The following is a 14883-nucleotide window of genomic DNA, read 5'->3' as shown; positions in this document are numbered from 1 at the left end:
CGGTGCGTGGGTCACCACGAACAGGAGACGACTCATATGTCCACTGCCACCGACAGCCCCCACAGGGACATCCCCGGCACGGCCCCGGCGGTCGACCCGATCGCCGGGGGAGCCGCGCTGGCCCGGCTCGTCGACCCTGCCGAGCCGTTCGTTCTCTACGAGCGCGACCGTGTCGTCGGGGTCGCGCTGGGCGCGGCCGCCGAGCTCGTCGTCACCCCCACCGGCCTGCGGGTCACCGACGTCCACGGCCGTACCCGGACCGAGCCGATCGACGGCACCGCACTCGACCGGATCGCCGCCGCTGTCGGGGACTTCGTGCCCGCCGGGCGACGTGCCTACGGGTGGGCGGCGTTCGAGCTGTCCTACCTGATCCACGGCCTGCCGGTGCCCGCCGGCGCCGGCGACCTGCTCCGTCTCGTGCTGCCGACGACCGAGGTCAGGGTGTCCACCACGGGTACCGACATCGTCCACACCGACGACCCGGAGCGCGCCCGGGACCTCCGTCGCGCGGTCTCCGAAGCCACCCCCGGCCCTGAGCGCGGTACGCCGATCCCGGTCGACGAGGACGACGGCGCCGACCGCTACCGCCGGATCGTCGCCACCGCCATCTCCGAGATCCACGCCGACCGGTTCCGCAAGGTGATCCTGTCCCGTGCGGTGCCCGTCGCCGGGGACGTCGACCTCGTCGCGACCTACGAGCGCGGCCGGCGCAACAACACGCCCGCGCGGTCGTTCCTGCTGCGGCTAGGCGGACTCACCGCTGCCGGGTTCAGCCCGGAGACCGTCGTCGAGGTCACCGATGACGGCGCGTTCTCGACCCAACCGCTAGCGGGCACGCGTGCCCGGCACGGCGACGATCTCGTCGACGGCGCGCTGCGGGACGAGCTGCTGCAGGATCCCAAGGAGATCTACGAGCACGCCGTCTCAGTGCAGACCGCCCAGGACGAGGTGGCCGACGTCGCCGCCCCCGGGTCGGTCCACGTCGACGGCTTCATGCACGTCGTCCCGCGTGGCAGCGTCCAACACCTCGCATCGCGTGTCCGGGGCCGGCTGCGTCCCGGCGCGACAGCGTGGGACGCGCTGGCCCGCCTGTTCCCCGCGGTCACCGCGTCCGGGCTGCCCAAGACCAACGCCTGCGCCGCCATCTCCCGGCACGAGGACGGGCCGCGCGGCCTCTACAGCGGTGCGGTCCTCACCATCGACGGCGACGGCGGCCTCGACGCCGCACTCGCCCTGCGGACCCTCTACCAGCAGGAAGGCCGCACCTGGCTGCGCGCCGGAGCCGGCATCGTCGGCACCTCCGATCCGGACCGCGAGCTGGAGGAGACCCGGGAGAAGCTGCGTAGCGTCAGCCGCTTCCTGATCGCCCGCGAGCAGGTGCGCCGATGAGCACCGGACCGGCACCGGCCGAGGTAGATCTGCTCGACGGCGCGGTCGGCTGGCCCGCCGAGCTGCGCGAGCGCTACGTCGCCGAGGGCTACTGGCGCGAGGAGACCCTCGGCGGACTGCTCACGGCGGCGGTCCGGCGCCATGGTGACGCGACCGCGATCGTGGCCGGTGACGAGCGGATCTCCTACACCAACCTCGACCATCGCGCCGACGAGCGCGCCAGGGCCCTGCGTGCGCTGGGCATCGCCCCCCGGGATCGGGTCGTGGTGCACCTGCCCAACACCGCGGGCTTCGTCGTCACGCTGTTCGCGCTGCTGCGGCTCGGCGCGGTCCCGGTGCTCACCCTGCCCGCGCACCGGCACGCCGAGATCGCCCACCTGACCGCGCTGTCGGAGGCCGTCGCCTACGTCGGACCCGACGTCGTCGAGGGCTTCGACTACCGCAGGCTCGGGCTCGACGTCGCCGCCGAGGTCGGCTCGCTGCGCCACGTGCTCGTCGACGGCGACCCGATCCCGGGCACCGTCGCGCTCGCGACACTGCCCGCGGGGTCGGAGGACCCGCTGCCCCGCGCCGACCCCGGCCAGGTCGCGGTCTTGCTCGTCTCCGGCGGCACCACCGGCAATCCGAAGCTGATCCCGCGTACCCACCGCGATTACGCCTACAACGCCCGGGCCAGTGCCGAGGTCTGCGGGCTGACCGCGGACGACGTCTATCTGTCCTGTCTGCCGCTGGCGCACAACTTCCCACTCGCCTGCCCCGGGCTGCTCGGCACACTGGGGGTCGGGGGACAGGTGGTGCTCGCCCCCGTCCCGAGTCCGGACATCACGCTGCCCCTGGTCGGCGCCGAACGCGTCACGGTCACTGCGATGGTGCCGCCGCTGCTGCGGCTCTGGGTGGACGTCGTCGGCGAGCACCCCGGCGGGACCGACCTGTCGTCGCTGCGCCTGGTCCAGGTGGGCGGCGCGAAGTGCGACGAGACCCTCGCCCGACGGGTCCGCCCCGAGCTCGGCGCCGCGGTTCAGCAGGTCTTCGGCATGGCCGAGGGACTGCTCAACTACACCCGGCTCGACGACCCGAACGACCTCGTCGCCGTCAGCCAGGGCCGCCCCCTCAGCCCGGCGGACGAGGTCCGTGTTGTCAACGAGCACGGCGTAGACGTGCCCGACGGCGAGCCCGGCGAGCTGTGGACCCGGGGCCCGTACACCCTGCGGGGCTACTACCGGGCCCGCGAGATCGACCCGGTGGCGTTCACCCCGGACGGCTTCTACCGCAGCGGGGACGTCGTGCGCCGCCTGCCCGGCGGCTACCTGGTGGTCGAGGGCCGCATCAAGGACGTCGTGAACCGAGGCGGGGAGAACGTGGCTGCGACCGTCCTGGAGGACCATGTGCTCGCCCACCCCGACGTCGCGGCGGCCGCGGTGCTCGGGGTCCCCGACCCTAACCTGGGAGAGGCGGTCTGCGTCGTGCTTCGCCCGGTCCCGGGCGTACGACCGCCCTCGCGCCGTGCCCTGCGTAGCTTCCTGTCCGGGCGTGGGCTGGCCCGGTTCATGTACCCGGACCGTGTCGTGGTCCGCGAGGACCTGCCGCTCACAGCGGTGGGAAAGATCGACAAGCGGGTGCTGGCCGCCGAGCTGCGCGATGGTGCCCGATGACCGTGACGAGGCTGAACGGGATCGAGCTGTCCTGGACCGACCACGGTGGCGACGGGCCCACTGAGCCCTTTTCAACCTGCCGTTCCGGCAGCTCAGGGGCCTGGTTGTGTGGGTGCAGACGCCGAGCTGGCGAGCCGGTGACCTGTGCAGCTGTGGTCAGAGCAGTTGCGCTGCAACCTTCGCGATCTCCTGACGCAGAAGCTCGCTGGTCAGGTTGAAAAGGGCTGTCAGATCGAGGCGATGATGAGCCGATTCGTGCACCTGGCCGTGCTCGGCGCTCTGCTCCTCGGTCGCTGCGGAGGACGCCGTGCGCACCAGGTCGCACGCGAGGTGGATCACCCGTGCAGTGGCCGAGCACCGGCTGTGACCAGGCGCCGGTCACGTGTCGACGTTGAGCTCGACGCGGTCGGCGCGGAAGCGGGAGATCCCATAGCGCAAGGGGGTGCCATCCGGTAGCGCGTCCAGGCCACGGACGACGAGGACCACCGCTCCGCCGGGCAGGTCCATATCCGTCGACTCCGCGAACGTCGCCAGCCGTGCAGTGATCGTGCTCGAGACGCGGAGGTAGTCGTCGATCCCTATGGCGCGCAACGCGGCGGTGGTCGACCCCCCGACGTCGCGGTAGTGCCGTGCGAAGTCCGGGACCGCCGCGGCGACGAACCAGTCCGTGGTGCGGACTAGGGCCAGCCCGTCCACGGACCGGACCATCTCGGTGCGCAGCGCCGCCCGCTCGTGAAGATCGAGCGACATCACGACATCGGCGGGGGGACAGGGGTCGGGCCCGGCCTCGAGCAGGACCCCCGGCGAGGCGTCGGCACGGTGCCCGAGGCTGTCGCTCCACCGCGTGCGCAGCCCGATCCGGTGGACGAGCCGGGGCCGCTCGACGACGAAGGTGCCGCTGCCCTGACGTCGCGCGACGAGACCCTCGGTCGCGAGCGTGGCGACGGCCTGTCGCACCGTGTGGCGGTGCACGCCGAACCGCTCGACGAGCTCACGTTCGGTGGGGAGACGGGTACCGGGTGCAAGTGACTCGTCGACGATCTCGCTCCGGAGCTCCTCGGCGATGAGCCGCCACGTGGAGTAGCCGCTCGGCGAACGCGTCTGCGGGGTCATGGTGTCCGCACTGTATCTCCCGGCCGCCCCGTTTCCCGAGGGTTCACTGCGTCGACGGCCCTTCGACGCCGCGGGCGCGTTCGACCCGGCTAGTGTCGATTCATCTAGATAGACGTACCAATCGACAGGGAGGTCCGGTGGCGACGAGGAACCAGGATTGCGAGCAGATCGCGCAACGCCGGCGGTGCATGCGCGCGCTCGCCCACGCCCCGGCCGAGGATCTGGCCGCCGCGTGGGACACCTGGCAGCCGAAACCCGAGGTTGAGGAGATCCGCGGGCCGCAGGCCGGGCTCGTCATGGTCCGCGGCCGGATCGGCGGCGGGGGAGACCCGTTCAACCTGGGGGAGGCGACCGTGTCGCGGGCGACCGTGCGTCTGCACGGCGACGCGATGACCGGAGAACAGATCGGCACCGGGTACGTCCTGGGTACCGAACTGCGGCACGCGTGGCTGGCGGCGGTGTTCGACGGTCTCTTGGCCGACGATCGCCAACGCCTCCGCGTACTCGATACCGTTGTCGACCCGCTCACGCGGGCACAGGCCGAGCACGACGATCTCCGCCGTGGTGAGGCCGCCGGCACGAAGGTCGACTTCTTCACCGTCGCCCGGGAGCACCGGTGACCGGCGGAGCCGGCACCGTGCCCGGCCCCGGCTTCGGTGATCCGGCCCAGGACGCGCAGCGTGTGTTCCGCGCGGTGCTCGACGCCCTGGCCCGACCGGGGCGCGCCCAGCCCGTGGGAGCCCTCCCCTCGCCGCCACCTCCCGCTCTCGGCAACGGTGTCACCGCAGTGGCGCTCACCCTGTTCGACGAGGACAGCGCAGTGTGGTGCGCACCCGGGCTCGCCGCGGACCCGGCGGTCATGTCGTTCCTTACCTTCCACACCGGAATGCGCACGGCGCTGGCCCCCGCCGTGGCCGACTTCGTGATCGCCGCACCGGACACCCTCCCCGCCCTCGAGGAGATGGCGCCGGGCACAGACGAGGAGCCGCACCGCTCGACCACCGTGCTGCTCGACGTCCGCGGTGCGGGCATCGCGGCGTCGCCCGCACGGTGGGCCGTGCGCGGCCCCGGGATCGACGGAATGACCACGGTCGAGCTGCCGTGGCTCCCCGCCGGGTTCGTCGACCAGTGGCGCACCAACGGCGGGCTGTTCCCCCGCGGTGTCGACCTGCTCGTGATCGACGACGACAGTGTGCTCGGGCTGCCGCGCACGACCCGCCTGCACGCATCGACCGACCCGCAACCGGAGGGCTGAACATGTATGTCGCGGTCAAAGGCGGCGAGCGAGCCATCGCCAACGCCCACGCGCTACTGGCGAAGGTCGCCCGCAAAGCCGAGGACGGCACAGCGCTCGACCAGCACGCGGTACGCCGGCAGCTGCCGGTGCTGCTGGCCAGGGTGATGAGCGAGGGGTCACTCCACGACCCGGACATCGCTGCGCACGCGATCGTGCAGGCCCAGGGCGATGTCGTCGAAGCCATCACCCTGGTGCGTACCTACCGCACGACGTTGCCGCGCTTCGGTAACTCGCTGCCGATCGACACAGCAGAGCTCCCACCCCAGCGGCGCATCTCGGCGACCTTCAAAGACCTGCCGGGCGGCCAGCAGCTCGGAGCGACGTTCGACTACACCCACCGACTCCTCGCGACCGCCTCCGAGTACATCGCGACGCCAGCCGAGACTGACGAGGCCCCGATGCCCCGGATCACCGAGCTTCTCGCTGCCGAGGCGCTCCTCGAACCCGACCCGCGCTCGGGGACCGGCGAGACAGACCCCGAACCGGGCGACCTGACCCGCGACCCCACGACCTTCCCGATGACCCGGGCCGAGCGGCTGCAGGGGCTGGCACGATCCGACGAGGGGTTCCTGCTCGCACTCGGCTATTCAACACAACGCGGATTCGGCCGCAACCACCCGTTCGCCGGCGAGATCAGGACAGGTGAGGTCGAGATCGAGTTCGACGCGCCCGAGCTCGGGTTCGCCGTGCCGGTCGGCCGGATCGAGGTCACCGAATGCCAGATGATCAACCAGTTCACCGGCAGTGCCGAGGCCCCCGCCCAGTTCACCCGAGGCTACGGCCTCACCTTCGGCCGCGGCGAACGCAAGGCGATGGCGATGTCACTGGTCGACCGGGCACTGCGCGCCGAGGAGCTCGGCGAGCGGTCGACCGCTCCCGCGCAGGACGAGGAGTTCGTACTCAGCCACGGCGACAACGTCGAGGCGGCGGGATTCGTCGAACACCTCAAGCTGCCGCACTACGTCGACTTCCAGGCCGAGCTGGGCCTGATCCGGCAGCTGCGCCGGGAACACACGACCGCGCACCGGACCGGCGAGGAGCCCAGCCAGTGACCACCGAGACCTACAACGCCGGCTACCTCGACGAGCAGACCAAACGCATGATCCGCCGCGCCCTGCTCAAAGCGGTCGCGATCCCCGGTTTCCAGGTGCCCTTCGCCTCCCGCGAGGTGCCGCTGCCACGTGGCTGGGGGACGGGCGGGGTGCAGCTCACCGCATCGATCATCGGACACGACGATGTCCTGAAAGTCATCGACCAGGGAGCCGACGACACGACCAACGCCGTGTCGATCCGCGCGTTCTTCGAGACCGTGAGCCGAACCCGGACCACGACCCGCACGACCGAGGCCACCGTCGTCCAGACCCGGCACCGGATCCCGGAGACCCCTCTGGCCGAGGGCCAGATCGTGGTCTACCAGGTACCGATCCCCGAACCGCTGCGCTTCCTCGAGCCCCGCGAGACCGAGACCCGGCGACTGCACGCCCTCGAGGAGTACGGCCTGATCTACGTCAAGCTCTACGAGGACATCGCCCACTACGGACACGTCGCGACGACCTACGACTACCCGGTGATCGTCGACGGGCGCTACCTCATGGCTCCGTCCCCGATCCCGAGCTTCGACAACCCCAAGCTGCATCGCAGCCCCGCCCTGCACCTCTACGGAGCCGGGCGCGAGAAGCGGATCTACGCCGTTCCGCCCTACACCGACGTCGAGAGCCTCAGCTTCGACGACCACCCCTTCGAACCACAGCGTTTCGACCAGTCGTGCGCGCTCTGCGGCTCGGCCGGCGTCTACCTCGACGAGATCGTCACCGACGACGCGGGAGGCGCCATCTACGCCTGCTCGGACAGCGACCACTGCGCCGGCGAGCGCGGCGAGGAGGGAGACCGGTGACCGCCGATGAGCCGTTGCTGCAGGTCCGCGGTGTCGGCCACCGCTACGGAGACCGGTTCGCTTGCCGGGACGTGGACCTCGACCTGTGGCCCGGCGAGGTTCTCGCCGTCGTCGGGGAGTCCGGTTCCGGGAAGACGACGCTGCTCGCGACCCTGTCCGGGCGGCTCCGCAGCGACGAGGGAACTGTCTGCTATCGCTCCCGCGACGGGCAGACGCTGGACCTCGGCTTGCTGCCCGAGAGCGCGGTGCGCAGGTTGTGGCGCAGCGAGTGGGGCTTCGTCCACCAGGACGCCGCCGACGGGCTGCGGATGCACATCAGTGCAGGCGGGAACGTGGGCGAGCCACTGATGGCCAACGGCTGGCGCCACTACGGCCGGATCCGGGCGGAAGCCCTGTCCTGGCTCGACCGCGTCGAGATCCCGAAAGACCGGGTCGACGACGCGCCGGTGACGTTCTCCGGCGGTATGCGCCAACGGCTACAGATCGCCCGCAACCTGGTGGTGTCCCCGCGACTGGTCTTCATGGACGAACCGACCAGCGGGCTCGACGTCTCCGTCCAGGCCCGGCTGCTCGATCTCATCCGATCACTGGTCGCTGAGCTGGGGCTCTCGGTCATGATCGTCACCCACGACCTCGCCGTCGCCCGACTGATCTCGCACCGCACCGTCGTCATGAAGGACGGCCGCGTCGTCGAATCCGATCTCACCGACCGGGTGCTCGACGACCCCCAGGCCCCCTACACACAGCTCCTCGTCTCCTCGGTCCTGCAGAGGTGAGCAGAACAGTGACCCCAGCAGCGTCGGACCCCGTCCTCGACGTCGTCGACGTCGACAAGAGCTTCACCATGCACCTGCAGGGCGGTAGGCGACTACCCGTGCTGACCGGGCTGAGCTTCGAGGCCCGGCGCAGCGAGTGCGTCGTCCTCGGCGGCCCTTCCGGAGTGGGCAAGAGCTCGGTGCTCCGGATGGTATACGGCAACTACGCCGTGGACCGCGGAAGCATCGTCCTGCGTGGCCCCGGCACCACCGTCGACCTCGCCCACGCCGACGCCCGAGCGGTCCTCGCCGCCCGCCGTGAAGCGATGGGCTACGTCAGCCAGTTCCTCCGGTGCGTGCCCCGCGTCGGGACACAGCAGATCGTGGCCGAGCCGCTGGTCGAACGAGGTGTGCCCATCGCGGAGGCCCGCGAGCGGGCCGCGGCGATGCTGACCCGGCTCGCGATCTCGCAGGAGTTGTGGGATCTCCCGCCCGCCACGTTCTCCGGCGGGGAACAGCAACGAGTCAACATCGCGCGAGGGTTCATCACCGACCTCCCGTTGCTGCTGCTCGACGAACCGACCGCCTCGCTCGACCCCGGGAACCGGGACGCGGTCGTCGAACTGATCGCCGAGAAACTCGCGGCTGACACCGCGATCGTCGGCATCTTCCACGACGCCGACGTCCGAGACTCGGTCGCGGATCGTCTGGTTCACATCGAACACTTCGCCCCCCACCACGAGGTCGTCCCCGGCGGGGCCGACCGCACCCCGGAGGGACACAGATGAACAGCGACACCGTCCTCGCCAACGCCCGGATCGTCCTCGACAAGGAGATCCTACGCGGATCCGTGCTTGTCCGCGACGGCGCGATCGCCGACATCAGCCCCGGCCCGTCCGCACTCGGAACCGACCTCGCGGGAGACCATCTCCTGCCCGGCGTGGTCGAGCTGCACACCGACCACCTCGAACACCACCTCCACCCCCGGCCCGCAGTACGCTGGGACGGCATCGCCGCAGTGCTGGCGCACGACGCCCAGATGGCCGCCTCGGGAGCGACGACCGTGTTCGACGCGGTGCGGATCGGCACCACCCCGACCGAGGAGACCGGCCTCGCGGGCGCCGCCGGCCTGCTGGTCGACGCGCTCGACCGTGCCGGTGCCGACGGGATCCTCCGGGTCGAGCACGCCATCCATCTCCGATGCGAGGTGTCCGCCGCGAACTGCATGGACGGGTTCGCCGAATTCGCCGACCACCCCCGGGTACGGCTGGTGTCGCTCATGGACCACACCCCGGGACAACGCCAGTTCACCCGGATCGAGGACTTCGCCCGTTACTACACCGGGAAAGGCCTGATCGCCGAGGCCGACATTGAGGCCTCGGCGACTGAGCTCCAAGAACTGTCCGCGCGCCATTCCGCCCACAACCGGCAACAGGTCGCCGCCGCCGCATCCGAACGTGGCCTGGTCCTGGCCTCCCACGACGACGCGACACCGGAACACGTGGCCGAGGCCGACGCCCTCGGAGCGCGGATCGCGGAGTTTCCGACCACGGTCGACGCGGCCCGGGTCGCCGTCGAGCGCGGCCTGTCCACGGTCATGGGGGCCCCTAATATCATGCTCGGCGGCAGCCAGTCGGGCAACGTCGCGGCTACCGACCTGATCGACCAAGGCCTGCTGCACATCCTGTCCTCGGACTACGTGCCCTCCAGCCCGCTGCAGGCGGTGTTCCGGCTCGTCGACGACGGCGCCATCAGCCTCGTGGACGGGGTCAGGCTCGTCAGCGGACACCCCGCACGAGCCGCCGGGTTCGACGACCGTGGCCGGATCGCGCTCGGTATGCGCGCCGACCTGGTCCGGGTCCAACTGCACGCGCAACCGGGTCCCCACGACCGACCGAGCCGATACCGGGTCCCCGTCGTGCGCGGTGTCTACCGCCGAGGAACCCGCGTCGCATGACCGACTCACGCCCGACCCACCAGCCGAGGACCGACACCCACCCCGTCCGGGCCTGCCCCGATCGTCACGCGTGCACCGGTCGATCCCGCACCTGATGCGGCCCACGAGCTCGGAAGACGAATGAACATCGACATCCCCGACGGCACCCATCCCGCGCTGGCCGCCGTCGCCCGCGCGGCGATGACGACCTTCCAGCAGGCACGCCGCGACCACACCCCCGCGATGCTCTCCGAGAAGGTGGAACTCGGCGCCGACGGCACGCCCACCACCAGGCTCGACCTCTTCGTCGACGCCGCCGTCGCCGAGACGGCCACCGCACACCGGGTGAACCTGATCAGCGAGGAGATCGGCGTCGTCGACAACGGATCGGCGACAACCCTGGTCGTCGATCCGGTGGACGGCACCGCGAACGCCGTCGCGGGGGTACCGCTGGCCGCGTTCGCCGGCGTCGTGGTGCTCGACAACGAGCCGGTCGAGTCCCTGACAACGTGGCTCGACACCGGACGCAGCTGGCACGCACAGGTCGGCCGCCCCGGACCGTGGCGCACCAGCGGCCGCCGGGAACTCGACGGCGCTGCCGTGAGTCTGCTGCGCCCACATCCGGCGAACGAATCCGCGTGGCTGCGCGTTAGCCGACGCGCAGCCAGGGTGCGGATCCTGTCCTCCAGCTGCCTTGAAGCAGCACTCGTGGCGCAGGGATCCACTGACGCCTTCGCCGACGCGGGTTCCGACACCCACCGGATCATGGACATCGCCGCCGCCGCGGTCCTCGTACCCGCGGCGGGCGGCGTCGTGATCGATGCCTACGGCCGCCCGATCGAGATCGATCCCGACCTGACCCGCCGCTGGTCCGGGATCGTCGCCGCCACATCGGAACTGGCACACCAGCTCGCCGAAGCTGTGCAAGGCTGACCGGCAGTGGCGGCGACATCGTCGCCGACACCTGCCCACCTGCCCACCTGCACACACGGACGGCCGCGTCGCTGCGGGCTGTCGTCGAAGAGTCCGGGCACTGCCGCAGTGGAACCGGTGAGCAGCTGCCGTGCCGAATCGCGCCGACCGGCCCGGCACCGGCCGGCCGAGAGCCATGGGCCAGGCACCGAGCACGGCACACCAGCCGAGGAGATCGGCCCGCAGCGGCACGAGTCGAGCGACCAGTGCTCGACGAGTCGACCGTCAGAGCATCCAGACCCGAATCCGCGAGTTGCGCTGGTGGCCGGACTGGGGAGATGGCGATAGGTGCCCGCTGACCTGCGATGATCGTGTTTGCGACGACACGACATTGCGGGTTGAGAGGACACCTATCAGGTGCGAACAGTACGCAAGCGACGCCCGCGGTGTGCGCGGGTGCGTCTCGGCGCGCCGGACGCGGCGCTGACCAGGTTCTCCGGGCTGGCCGCGGTGACCGAGCTGATCGACCGGCTCGGGATCATCGACAAGCTCGACGCCGCGGTCGGGCCCATCAAGGACCGCGACCGCGGGTGCAGCGCCGGGCAGATGCTGGTCGGCATGTCGGCGGCGCAGCTGTGCGGGGAGGACTTCCTGGTCGGGCTGGACCGGCACCGCGCCGACACCGCCGGGCAGGCACTCACGCCGGTGCCGGGGTTGGCGTCCACGACCGCCGCCGGGCTCGCGCGCAAGTTCATCGAGGGGCAGTGGGCGGCGGTGGAGACCGGGGGCTCGGTGACGTGCACACCACCGCGCTGGACCTGCTCGCCCAGGTCGACCCGGACCGGGCCGAGCAGCTGACGGCGGACGTGACGATCGATCTGGACACCACCGATGTCGAGGTTTACGGCCGGCTCAAGCAGGGCGTGGTGTTCAACCACCAAGGCCAGCGGGTCGCCCGCCCGCACGTCGCGACCTGGGCCGACACCGCGGTGGTGCTGGCCGCTGACCTCGGTTCGGGCCGGGATGACCCCCGCGCCACCAGCGCCGAGCTGTTCCACCGGGCGCTGGCCGCGCTCCCCGCGCAGGCGCGGGCGGGGCGAGTCCGCGTGCGTGCGGACGCGGGCTACTTCGCCGGGCAGCTCGCCCGCGCAGCCCTGTTCGTCGGCGTGGAGTTCGCCATCGGCGCCCGACGCATCGCGCCGCTGTGGCGCATCCTCGACGGCGTCGCGGCCGACGGGTGGACCGACGCGATCGACATGACCGGCGCGCAGGTCGCGGTGGCCGACTATTGCCCGAACTGGTGGCCCGCAGCGACCCAGCTGCTGATCCGTCGGGTCCGGCTCGACCTGGACCACGGCCAGGTCTCCGGTGACCCGCGAGCGCGGCGCCGACGCACCCTGCACCCCGCCCAGCGGGCGCTCCCGCTCGACGACCTCGCTACGGTGGCCAAGGTCGACGGGGTGTTCGCCTACTCGTTCATCGTGACCAACCTCGACGTCTCCACACCTGCCGCAGCCGCGCAGGCCGAGTACTGGTACCGCCACCGCACGAAGGTGGAGAACCTGTTCCGCGACACCAAGCACGGCGCCGCGCTGCGCCACCTCCCCTCCGGACACCTCGCGGTGAACCGAGCCTGGATGTGGGGCGCACTCCTGGCCGCCACCACCAGCGGGTGGCTGCACCACCTCACCGCCCGCACCCGCGACGGGCGCCTGGTCGGGCACGGCGTCCGCGGCGGCCAGGCCATGATCGCCACCCTGCGCCGGCGGCTGATCACCATCCCCGCCCGCCTCGTGCGCCACGCCCGCGGCCTCACCCTGCGCCTACCACCCGGCGAGCACCTACTCGCCGAGGTCCTCGCCCGCGTCCGCGCCCTGCCCGCTCCGTCCTGACCCGGCCGCACCGGCCCCGACCAGCACAGGAACCCGCCACCCGAGGCGACACTCGGGCCGCCCGCTTGCCCACCACCCCACTCCCGACCCAAGCAACATCAACTTTGGCCGACCAAGATCAGCTCATAGCCTACTCGCGGATTCGAGTCAGAGCAGTTGCGCTGCAACCTTCGCGATCTCCTGACGCAGAAGCTCGCTGGTCAGGTTGAAAAAGGCTCAGTGCCCCAGATCCTGACCCGGCAACCCACTGACCAGCATCAACACGAATCGATCATAGAACACCTGTGCAAGTCAGGTCTGGCTCGGGGTGCTGACCGACCTGCGTAACCGCGGCATGCGGGACGTGTTCTTCCTGGTCTGCGACGGGTTGAAAGGCCTGCCCGAGGTGGTGGAGAACGTGTGGCCACAGACCATCGTGCAGACATGCATCGTGCACTTGATCAGGAACTCGTTCCGGTTGACGTCGCGGCGTGACACCGATGCGATCAAGCGAGGGATTCGGGCGATCTACACGGCCCCCACCGCCGACGCCGCTCTCGCTGCTCTCGATGACCTCGACGAAAAATGGGGTCGCACTTATCCGGCGATGATCCGGTTGTGGCGCAACGCCTGGACCGAGTTCGTTCCGTTCCTCGACTACGATGCCGAGATCCGTGCCGTGTTGTGTTCGACGAACGCGATCTGGGTGTTTAGATCAAGGAGTCGGTCAGGGCGTTGCTTCCCCGGCCGATGCTCGAGGCGGCCAGCCCTGACTCTGAACGCTATTGACGCCGTGAGGCTGTCTTCGATTCGAAGTGTCGGGCTGGCCGCGTGAGCGCAGGCCCGCGGTGCCTGGCTTGAAGAGAGCCTGCCTGACTCAACCCAGATCTGCCGACACCGCGGGCCTGCGCTGTCCACGATAGGCCACGCAGACGGGAACAAGTGTTGACGCACGAACACGGTGTCGCGGGGATCGATCCTCACAAGAATACGGCTACCATCGCAGTCCTCGATCATCGAGGCGGCGTGGTCGACAACAAGTCCTTCTCCATCACCAAGGGCGGTATCGATGAGCTGCTGACGTTCCTGCTCGGTGTCGAGCTGACGATCGACCGGATCGGCATCGAAGGATCGGGATTTCTCGGCCAGCCGCTGGTCCTCGCGCTCGCGGCCGCGGGTTACGACGTGCGCGAAGTCCAAGCCAACCGCACCGCGGAGCGGCGTAAGCGTCGTCGTCGGGCCAAGACCGACGCCGAGGACGCGGAGGCCATCGCCCGAGAGGCCCTCAGCGACCCCGAGCTGCCTCCGGCCGGGAAGCACACCGCGCCCAGCCCGACATGGCAGACGCTCACGGTGATCCGCGACTGGCGTGAATCTCTTGTCCTGCAGCGTGTTCGGCTGCTCACCGAGTCCGAAGCAGTACTCGTCACGCTCCCCGTCGCCATCCGCGCCACGTTGCCCTCGACCAGCCGCGTTCTCCCGCAGCTCCAGTCCCTGGTCGACGGCGTCGCGAACCCCGATCTGCTCAGCCCAGCCGAGCGGCTCAAGCTCGACCGGCTCGCGGCCAGCCTGAACGACATCATCACCCTGACGGCGCGGATCAAGGAACTCGACCGACAGATTCCCGCCCTCCTCAGCGACCTTGGCTGCACCCTCACAGAGGTCCGCGGTGTCGGCGTGGTCACAGCCATGGATCTTCTGGTCGAGATCGGCGATCCGTGCCGGTTCACGACCGAGGCCCAGTTTGCACGCTGGTGCGGAATCGCGCCCGTCGCCCTCTCGTCGGGTGAAGGTCACGGGCCGGCCCGTCGGCACCGACTCGACCTCGGCGGCAATCGAGCTGTCAACTCTATTCTGCACATCGTGCACGTCACGCAAGTCCGATGCCACCCGCCGGCGAAAGAGTACATGGCGAAACGGGTCACCGACAACAAGACAAAACGTGAGGCTCGGCGAAGCCACAAGCGGCAGCTCGCGAACATCATCATCAGACACATGTGGACCGACGCAAGACGCTCCACGGCGACCACACCGACCAGCTCCGCAGCTGCTGCTTGACAAGAG

15 protein-coding genes and 1 pseudogene are annotated in these 14883 nt (G+C 70.4%); 14 read left to right on the top strand and 2 right to left on the bottom strand.

Going from position 1 to position 14883, the window contains the following annotated elements:
• Positions 1 to 36: 36 nt before the first annotated feature.
• On the top strand, positions 37 to 1389 hold the full coding sequence (locus AFB00_RS29445; RefSeq protein WP_083276205.1) for a salicylate synthase: 1353 nt from the start codon (positions 37 to 39) through the stop codon (positions 1387 to 1389).
• Entirely contained in the window at positions 1386 to 3041 is a 1656-nt protein-coding gene (locus AFB00_RS29440) for a (2,3-dihydroxybenzoyl)adenylate synthase (protein WP_068800828.1), read from the top strand. The genes AFB00_RS29445 and AFB00_RS29440 overlap by 4 nt, the downstream gene beginning before the upstream one ends.
• A gap of 156 nt (positions 3042 to 3197) precedes the next feature.
• Here the strand turns inward: AFB00_RS29440 and AFB00_RS29435 are convergent, their stop codons facing one another.
• Together AFB00_RS29435 and phnF are read right to left on the bottom strand one after the other, a co-directional pair.
• Positions 3198 to 3380: a hypothetical protein gene (locus AFB00_RS29435; RefSeq protein ID WP_068800827.1), complete on the bottom strand. Its 183-nt coding sequence runs from the start codon at positions 3378 to 3380 to the stop codon at positions 3198 to 3200.
• 39 nt (positions 3381 to 3419) lie between these two features.
• A complete protein-coding gene (gene phnF, locus AFB00_RS29430; protein WP_068800826.1) occupies positions 3420 to 4154 on the bottom strand; it encodes a phosphonate metabolism transcriptional regulator PhnF in 735 nt (244 codons plus the stop codon).
• A 92-nt stretch (positions 4155 to 4246) separates the two neighbouring features.
• Here phnF and phnG point away from each other — a divergent pair, with 92 nt between their 5' ends.
• The 12 genes and pseudogenes from phnG to AFB00_RS29370 all read left to right on the top strand — a co-directional run bounded on the left by phnG (position 4247) and on the right by AFB00_RS29370 (position 14877).
• Positions 4247 to 4774 carry a phosphonate C-P lyase system protein PhnG gene (gene phnG, locus AFB00_RS29425; RefSeq protein WP_335726597.1) on the top strand — a complete coding sequence of 176 codons (528 nt, stop codon included), beginning with the start codon at positions 4247 to 4249 and terminating at the stop codon, positions 4772 to 4774.
• Positions 4771 to 5409 (top strand): phosphonate C-P lyase system protein PhnH, encoded by a 639-nt coding sequence (phnH, locus tag AFB00_RS29420; protein WP_068800824.1) that lies wholly within the window; start codon positions 4771 to 4773, stop codon positions 5407 to 5409. Before phnG ends, phnH begins: the two co-directional genes overlap by 4 nt.
• 2 nt (positions 5410 to 5411) lie before the next feature.
• Positions 5412 to 6503, top strand: a complete 1092-nt coding sequence (locus tag AFB00_RS29415) for a carbon-phosphorus lyase complex subunit PhnI (protein WP_068800823.1) — start codon at positions 5412 to 5414, stop codon at positions 6501 to 6503.
• A 47-nt stretch (positions 6504 to 6550) separates the two neighbouring features.
• Positions 6551 to 7345, top strand: coding sequence for an alpha-D-ribose 1-methylphosphonate 5-phosphate C-P-lyase PhnJ (locus tag AFB00_RS29410; protein ID WP_068800965.1), 795 nt, complete (start codon positions 6551 to 6553; stop codon positions 7343 to 7345).
• The gene (phnK, locus tag AFB00_RS29405) at positions 7342 to 8121 is read left to right on the top strand and encodes a phosphonate C-P lyase system protein PhnK (RefSeq protein ID WP_068800822.1); all 780 of its coding nucleotides are present in this window, start codon (positions 7342 to 7344) and stop codon (positions 8119 to 8121) included. Before AFB00_RS29410 ends, phnK begins: the two co-directional genes overlap by 4 nt.
• A gap of 8 nt (positions 8122 to 8129) precedes the next feature.
• Positions 8130 to 8888 carry a phosphonate C-P lyase system protein PhnL gene (gene phnL / locus AFB00_RS29400; protein ID WP_257785260.1) on the top strand — a complete coding sequence of 253 codons (759 nt, stop codon included), beginning with the start codon at positions 8130 to 8132 and terminating at the stop codon, positions 8886 to 8888.
• Positions 8885 to 10057 (top strand): alpha-D-ribose 1-methylphosphonate 5-triphosphate diphosphatase, encoded by a 1173-nt coding sequence (locus AFB00_RS29395; RefSeq protein WP_068800821.1) that lies wholly within the window; start codon positions 8885 to 8887, stop codon positions 10055 to 10057. The genes phnL and AFB00_RS29395 overlap by 4 nt, the downstream gene beginning before the upstream one ends.
• A 120-nt stretch (positions 10058 to 10177) precedes the next feature.
• Complete coding sequence (locus AFB00_RS29390) at positions 10178 to 10969, top strand: inositol monophosphatase family protein (RefSeq protein ID WP_068800820.1); 792 nt, start codon at positions 10178 to 10180, stop codon at positions 10967 to 10969.
• A 435-nt stretch (positions 10970 to 11404) separates the two neighbouring features.
• Positions 11405 to 11806, top strand: a complete 402-nt coding sequence (locus AFB00_RS34365; protein ID WP_068796277.1) for a hypothetical protein — start codon at positions 11405 to 11407, stop codon at positions 11804 to 11806.
• Positions 11746 to 12840 (top strand): transposase, encoded by a 1095-nt coding sequence (locus AFB00_RS29380; RefSeq protein WP_068800819.1) that lies wholly within the window; start codon positions 11746 to 11748, stop codon positions 12838 to 12840. The genes AFB00_RS34365 and AFB00_RS29380 overlap by 61 nt, the downstream gene beginning before the upstream one ends.
• Positions 12841 to 13129: 289 nt before the next feature.
• A pseudogene (locus tag AFB00_RS29375) lies at positions 13130 to 13654 on the top strand (transposase); the annotation flags it as partial.
• A 107-nt stretch (positions 13655 to 13761) separates the two neighbouring features.
• On the top strand, positions 13762 to 14877 hold the full coding sequence (locus AFB00_RS29370) for an IS110 family transposase (protein ID WP_083275685.1): 1116 nt from the start codon (positions 13762 to 13764) through the stop codon (positions 14875 to 14877).
• Positions 14878 to 14883: the final 6 nt, after the last annotated feature.

Source organism: Pseudonocardia sp. HH130630-07 (assembly GCF_001698125.1).
Lineage (GTDB): Bacteria > Actinomycetota > Actinomycetes > Mycobacteriales > Pseudonocardiaceae > Pseudonocardia.
This window is presented reverse-complemented; position numbering and strand designations above follow the sequence as displayed.

What these genes read in the sequence shown, in the direction of transcription:
- AFB00_RS29390 (WP_068800820.1), top strand. Translation starts at nt 10,178, where the DNA reads ATGAACATCGACATCCCCGACGGCACCCATCCCGCGCTGGCCGCCGTC.
- AFB00_RS29440 (WP_068800828.1), top strand. Translation starts at nt 1,386, where the DNA reads ATGAGCACCGGACCGGCACCGGCCGAGGTAGATCTGCTCGACGGCGCG.
- AFB00_RS29445 (WP_083276205.1), top strand. Translation starts at nt 37, where the DNA reads ATGTCCACTGCCACCGACAGCCCCCACAGGGACATCCCCGGCACGGCC.
- AFB00_RS29395 (WP_068800821.1), top strand. Translation starts at nt 8,885, where the DNA reads ATGAACAGCGACACCGTCCTCGCCAACGCCCGGATCGTCCTCGACAAG.
- AFB00_RS29415 (WP_068800823.1), top strand. Translation starts at nt 5,412, where the DNA reads ATGTATGTCGCGGTCAAAGGCGGCGAGCGAGCCATCGCCAACGCCCAC.
- phnF (WP_068800826.1), bottom strand. Translation starts at nt 4,154, where the DNA reads ATGACCCCGCAGACGCGTTCGCCGAGCGGCTACTCCACGTGGCGGCTC.
- AFB00_RS29410 (WP_068800965.1), top strand. Translation starts at nt 6,551, where the DNA reads ATGATCCGCCGCGCCCTGCTCAAAGCGGTCGCGATCCCCGGTTTCCAG.